This window comes from Luteimonas cucumeris, from assembly GCF_007830035.1.
GTDB lineage: Bacteria > Pseudomonadota > Gammaproteobacteria > Xanthomonadales > Xanthomonadaceae > Luteimonas_C > Luteimonas_C cucumeris.
Genome location: NZ_VLKN01000018.1, coordinates 1 through 5,985, shown reverse-complemented (window position 1 = coordinate 5,985; position 5,985 = coordinate 1). Strand labels below are relative to the sequence as shown.

7 protein-coding genes are annotated in these 5,985 nt (G+C 55.6%); all 7 read left to right on the top strand.

The features are described 5' to 3' along the window. Positions 1-434: 434 nt before the first annotated feature. The 7 genes from IP90_RS16455 (at position 435) to IP90_RS16425 (ending at position 5,003) form a co-directional block, all read left to right on the top strand. Positions 435-800 carry a bleomycin resistance protein gene (locus IP90_RS16455; RefSeq protein WP_144900760.1) on the top strand — a complete coding sequence of 122 codons (366 nt, stop codon included), beginning with the start codon at positions 435-437 and terminating at the stop codon, positions 798-800. An 88-nt stretch (positions 801-888) separates the two neighbouring features. After that, on the top strand, positions 889-1,659 hold the full coding sequence (locus IP90_RS16450) for a hypothetical protein (RefSeq protein ID WP_144900759.1): 771 nt from the start codon (positions 889-891) through the stop codon (positions 1,657-1,659). Positions 1,660-1,718: 59 nt separating this feature from the next. Beyond that, positions 1,719-2,093 (top strand): hypothetical protein, encoded by a 375-nt coding sequence (locus IP90_RS16445; RefSeq protein WP_144900758.1) that lies wholly within the window; start codon positions 1,719-1,721, stop codon positions 2,091-2,093. A 70-nt stretch (positions 2,094-2,163) separates the two neighbouring features. Next, positions 2,164-2,532: an Imm50 family immunity protein gene (locus IP90_RS16440; RefSeq protein WP_144900757.1), complete on the top strand. Its 369-nt coding sequence runs from the start codon at positions 2,164-2,166 to the stop codon at positions 2,530-2,532. A gap of 479 nt (positions 2,533-3,011) precedes the next feature. Beyond that, positions 3,012-3,659 (top strand): DUF4145 domain-containing protein, encoded by a 648-nt coding sequence (locus IP90_RS16435; protein WP_144900756.1) that lies wholly within the window; start codon positions 3,012-3,014, stop codon positions 3,657-3,659. Between the two features lie 429 nt (positions 3,660-4,088). Continuing rightward, entirely contained in the window at positions 4,089-4,595 is a 507-nt protein-coding gene (locus IP90_RS16430) for a hypothetical protein (protein ID WP_144900755.1), read from the top strand. Positions 4,596-4,661: 66 nt separating this feature from the next. Then, positions 4,662-5,003, top strand: coding sequence for a DUF6966 domain-containing protein (locus tag IP90_RS16425; RefSeq protein ID WP_144900754.1), 342 nt, complete (start codon positions 4,662-4,664; stop codon positions 5,001-5,003). Positions 5,004-5,985: the final 982 nt, after the last annotated feature.

Below are 5,985 nucleotides of genomic sequence, written 5' to 3'. Positions count from 1 at the left end.
AACTTCCGGCCGTGGGTTCCTTGCGCTATGTTGGGGCCTAACAATTCGTTCAAGCCGAAGCCGCTTCGCGGCTCGGCTTAACTCAGGCGTTAGGCAACAAGGAGGCATTCCATGGGAGTCATTGACGAGACAACACACACGTTGACGTGCGGTTGCGGTCAAACTGAATCCGTCAGGATTCTTCAGCACGGATCGTCTTATGGTGCATCTTGGCAGTCCGGAAAGCCTTTCAGCCGTTTCTCTGTCACGTGGGGGGCAGAGAGTGCAATTGGCCCAACTATCACTTCGGCCGCATGCAACTCATGCGGCGCAACTCCCGACGTTTCCGTCTCGTAGGGGCATGGGCTTGTTGCCTAACAATTCATTCAAGCCGAACCCGCTTCGCGGGTCGGCTTAACTCCGGCGTTAGGCCTCGCACATAGGTCATTGAGTCCATGAAGATCGAGTCTGTCTCCCCAATCCTCTCGGTAACCGACCTTGCAAAGTCGATAGACTTTTATTGCCAGACGCTCGGATTCGATCTGGCGTGGTCGTGGGGTGAGCCACCTGACATTGCTGCCGTTTGCCGAGACAGTATTGAGATCACTCTCACGCAACGTGCAGGTGCAAAACCTGCGGGTGCAGCACATGTCTATCTGGGCGTCTCCGGCGTAGATGACTACTATGCAGCCCTTGTAGATGCGGGCGTCACGATTGTCGTCCCTATCGAGGACCGGCCATACGGCATGCGGGATTTTCGCATCGCAGACCCAAGTGGCAACGAGATAAGCATTGGGCAGGCCATTGCGGGCGAGGCCTAACAATTCATTCAAGCCGAACCCGCTTCGCGGGTCGGCTTAATTCAGGCGTTAGGCCCCACATGGGGCTGCTCAACAAAGGGGGGGTTCTATGAAAGCAATCTTCGTAATTGTTGGCTTGGCCCTGAGCGGTAATGCTCTCGCCAAAGACCCGCAAGCTGTCCCAATCGGCAAGGGCGTCTATATGATGACCGACCGAAACTTCACGATATTCGGCAGCTCCGATGGAATCATCGCTAAGCTCACGACAAAGGCTAACGCCTTCTGTCAAAAGAGCAGCGGCGTGGAGGCGGAGCTTGTAGATAGCGGCGGATCCGAGGCGGTTCCAGGCACCATCAATAACAGCGGAATGCTCCGCCGCCCAGCCCAGGGAGCAACCGGAACAATCCACTTCCGGTGCGGCTCTGCCCCAGCGCCCGAGTCCACTGCATCACAAACTTCCCTTCCGGATTCGTACTACGAGCGCGTCGAGAGCCTTAGGAGCAAAGTGATGGCTGGCGAGATCGCTGCTGGTAAGGGCATTGTCTCGCCACAGATATCCCCGGCGTTTGCGCAACTCCAAGCCTCAGACGCAGAGATGATTGAGGGCCGCTCAACTTGGTGGGTCGACGACGGCACTTGGTTTATTCATCTCCAAAACGTCACTCAATCCGACCTCGAGGCAATTGAGTTTGCGGTCAACTTCGGCTCGTGCTCAGCGCCATCCTCGCCCGTGCAGAAGGCTCTGATACAACTCCAGCGCCCCATTCGCACCGGAGAGCAGGCGGTCATCAACTTCACGCGCCCCATTTCAACTGACAAGGTTGAGGCAAGCATGTGCGGCGTGGTGACGGCCGCTTGGGGTTCCCGGGGTGGGGCCTAACAATTCATTCAAGCCGAAGCCGCTTCGCGGCTCGGCTTAATTCAGGTGTTAGGCCTCACATGAAACAACTCTGGCAATTTCTAGTTCTGGCAGCTCTGGTATGTTCCGGCTGCTCCCCAGCTATTGACGGCCGCGAGTCGTTCGGAGACAAGCACGAATGGTCGATCCTTCAGGTTCGAGAGTACGCCACACGGCAACATCCTGTTGCCGCGCCAGCTTTCTCTAGTCATGCCGGCTACATTCTTTTGACTGTCCCAAGCCACGATAAATCTAAGAACATCTGGATCATGCTTTCTCCCAAGAGCCCGCCCTTCTATAAGCAACTGCCTCAGGGGGACTACACGATTTCTCGCAGCCTTTTCGACGTCATCGCCAAGCAAGGTGTAGCGTCGTCAACTGTTCAGGAGGTTCTCGCTTCGCATATCGCGGAGTGAGGCCTAACTATTCATTCAAGCCGAACCCGCTTCGCGGGCCGGCTTAATTCAGGCATTAGGCACCACAGGCATGATCTCCAACTCTGATGCGGTCACGTCAATCTTCGGCTACTGGCCGGACTTTGCCGATGCTCGGCTAATGTCCTTTGACTACTCAGCCAAGGGTGTCGTCACGCTGGAGCTTTCCTACATTGATGCCTCCGCCGGCAAGAGCGCTGTGGTCGCTCTTTTGTTCACTGGCGTTCGGGACATTCAACTTGGTGAGCTGGCATCGGATAACGTGCTTGATCGCCTGGATGTAGCCGATAGCACGCCTCTTCTTGTCACTCTTGAGCCGTGCATCGGCTTGGGTGGTAGCTTCACATGCACGGCCGCCACGGTCACCGGCGTGGTGCCTAACAATTCATTCAAGCCGAACCCGCTTCGCGGGTCGGCTTAATTCAGGCGTTAGGCCACAGACTAAGTATGACTCGCACCGACAGAATACTCATAGCTCTGCCAACGTCTGCGCTAACGGCGGTAATTCTGTTTCTCTTCCAAATGGATTGCGAGACTGCCGCGGACGCTTGCGCCAACTCGAAACCATCAATACCTGTTATTGCGTTGATCTTTGCCTTGCTTTCCTGCGCAACCGTTTTTCCAGTGACATTGCTCTTGGCTCGGTTCCTGACAAGGATCATTTCGCCCATTGCTGTATCCACATTGGCTGTAGGTATCATGGCTTGGTTCGACGACTCCACGGTTCAATCACTTGGGTATCTCTCAAGCTACTCCAATATAGCCAGTCAGTTTTTCCTTCCATGGCTTTTGAGCAGCTACGTCCTTGTCGCCCTGTGGCCTAACAATTCATTCAAGCCGAACCGGCTTCGCCGGTCGGCTTAATTCACGCGTTAGGCATCACAGGGGAGAGTTTCACGTATGCAGAAGGCCAACTACATTCCGCCAACCTTAGGCATTGAGGCCTTCAATTGCCCAAGCTGCAGCGTGTATGCCAAGCAGGTTTGGTATCACTTGCAGGCATCGGAGCGAGAGGACGGCTATGGGCTGCAGTACGCGAACCAAGCTTTCGTTCTATCGAATTGCGCGAGTTGCAGGGCCCCAACCATCTGGCTTAAAGATAAGATCATCTTTCCGCTTCACTCCTCTGCCGAACCACCAAACAGTGATCTCCCATCAGACATTCGAGCGGACTATGAAGAGGCGCAGAACATCGCAAGCCTATCGCCCAGAGGCGCAGCCGCCTTGCTCCGCTTAGCAATCCAGAAGCTTTGTGTATTTCTTGGGCAGCCCGGTAGAAACATAAACGCAGACATTGGTGCGCTAGTGGCTGCCGGTCTCCCGCTGCGCGTGCAACAAGCACTAGATAGTGTTCGCGTCATTGGCAATGATGCAGTGCATCCTGGAACGATCGACTTGCGGGACGATCGAGATACTGTAAACAAATTGTTTCGCTTAGTAAATTTCATCGCGCACAAGACTATTACGGAGCCGCGCGAGGTTGAGGAAATCTACAACGGCCTGCCAGCTGACAAGCTTACGGGTGTCGCTCAGAGAGACGGCAGGTGATGCCTAACAATTCATTCAAGCCGAACCCGCTTCGCGGGTCGGCTTAATTCAGGCGTTAGGCCGCATGTCACGTACCCGAGCACGTCAAAGTATCGATTCGGACCTCACGTTTGGCGGGCGCCTGGCCGCTGCGTTCGCGTCGCTCTTGTTCGCTGTGCCTCTCATGGGCCTTCTCTGGCTGCTTCTCAATAGCCAGATTGCACCAGTCTCGGACAGCGCACTCCCGCTCTCCTGGCTGGTCGGGGCAATCGTTGGGTTCGCCATCCTGTCCTTTGCCTTCCCTCGTTTCGCCCCGAATGTATTCGGCTGGCTCTGCGACCTCCTAATGCGCTTGGCCCGGTGGTTGTGGTAGCGCATCGCGGCCCGCTCACATCTGCGGTAGTGTTCGCCTCAGGGGTAGGCCAAAGCAGTCCGGTAGCAATGGGTGGCATGGACCAGTTGCGGCCTAACAATTCGTTCAAGCCGAACTTTCTTCGCTCCACCAACAACATGGCAGGAAGAGCTTGCCATGTTGTTGGCTCCGCTACGCAAGTCGGCTTAACTCAGGCGTTAGGGCTCATAGGAAGGTTCACGATGCTCAAAGAATTACTTCTTGCTGCTCAGCTGGCTTCAGCCCCTATGAGCTTCGATCAGGCTAAGGCCTTGGCTGATGCCAATGAAGCAAATCTATCCAAGGAGATGAGCTCTCAACTGCTACCGGCCCAAGGCAACGCCCTCGGATCAGCCATGGCAACGTGCGGCCGTCCCGGCATGGATCTGTCTGCGTTTACCGTAGTTTTCTCTCTCAATACTGACGGATCGGTGGCTGAGAGCTGGCGCAAGGGTGAAACTCCACTGGCGCAGTGCGTGCATAAAGCAATTTCAGCAGCTGGCCTTGCTGGGCAGTGGCCAACACCCTTTTACACATCGATCGAGCTGTCATTCAATGAGCCCTAACAATTCATTCAAGCCGAAGCCGCTTCGCGGCTCGGCTTAATTCAGGCGTTAGGCGCCACAAAAGCAATGACCAAAACCGTGCATCCTGACATCGTAGACTTGGCCAATCGCATAGATGCGGCGGCGACGCTCCTGCGCTCCTTCGGAGAGCAGCCTTGGAGTTCGTGGCTGGCCAAAGACGCAGCAACCATTCGCAACTTAAACCTACGCGGCGTCGAGCATTTTCTTGGGGCTTTCGGCGGCATGGGCAGCATCAATGATTTGGTCATATGCCCAGTTAACGGGCACAAGATCACCGAACAACAAGTGGACGCTGCAAACAATGAGTTGCGATCGATGCTTTCTGAGGCTGCAGTATTGGCCAGAAAACTGTACGCGGAAGAATCCGGCGTCAAGCGTGGCGCCTAACAATTCATTCAAGCCGAACCCGCTTCGCGGGTCGGCTTAATTCAGGCGTTAGCGCTCATGAGAATTTACCTCGCAGTCGGTGGAGCGGTCCTGGCGGGATGCGCAGCTATTGGTCCCACACATTCCTTTACTACCGACCAGGAGGAAGTAGCGCGAGCTGTATTTATGCACATGATTTCGGGCAATTACGCTCTGCCAACATCAAAAACTCTCCCTATCGCTCTGTGCATGCCCGGTGACTCTGACCCTCCGCCGTCTTTTACAAGTCAAATGGGCTCACTCAAGATCGTGCCATGCTCGGCTCTTAAGCGTGGCTCCGACGCACCCGTTCAGTTCAAAGAGTCTGGTGAGGGTGGTTATAAGTGTTTCATCACTGACATAGTGAAACTAGCCGACGGGTTCCGCTCTGATGGCGGTTGCACGTCTGGCCCTCTCTCGGGTAGTGGGTATTCGTACCGTGTGAAGTTAGTCGACGGCAACTGGATCGTAGTTGACATGAAGCACGTATGGGATTCCTGATGAGCGCTAACAATTCATTCAAGCCGAACCCGCTTCGTGACTTCATCGGAATCGGGCACCACTGGGCGGGTCGGCTTAATTCAGGCGTTAGGCCCCACTGGAAAGAACGCTTATGGCGCCGGGCCAAATGCATTTGGAAGTGTGTTGCTTGCGTGTGGCCGCAGTGAGCGTTCCGGGGCAAGCGGACGACTGCTGTGCCGCCCAGCTGCTTTTGCATTACCGTTGTCACCTACGGGCCAGCCGGCGGCGGTCTTGGGGTCAAGCCGCAAGACATTCCAGCCAGTTGTGGCCTAACAATTCATTCAAGCCGAACCCGCGTCGTGGCTTCATCGGAATCGGGCACCACTGGGCGGGTCGGCTTAATTCAGGCGTTAGGCCCCAAGAACTCTTTAAGCAATGGCTCTCGTCTTCGGCCACACATCGCGGCCATTCGACCCCGGTTGACTCGGCTTCGGCCGGCATC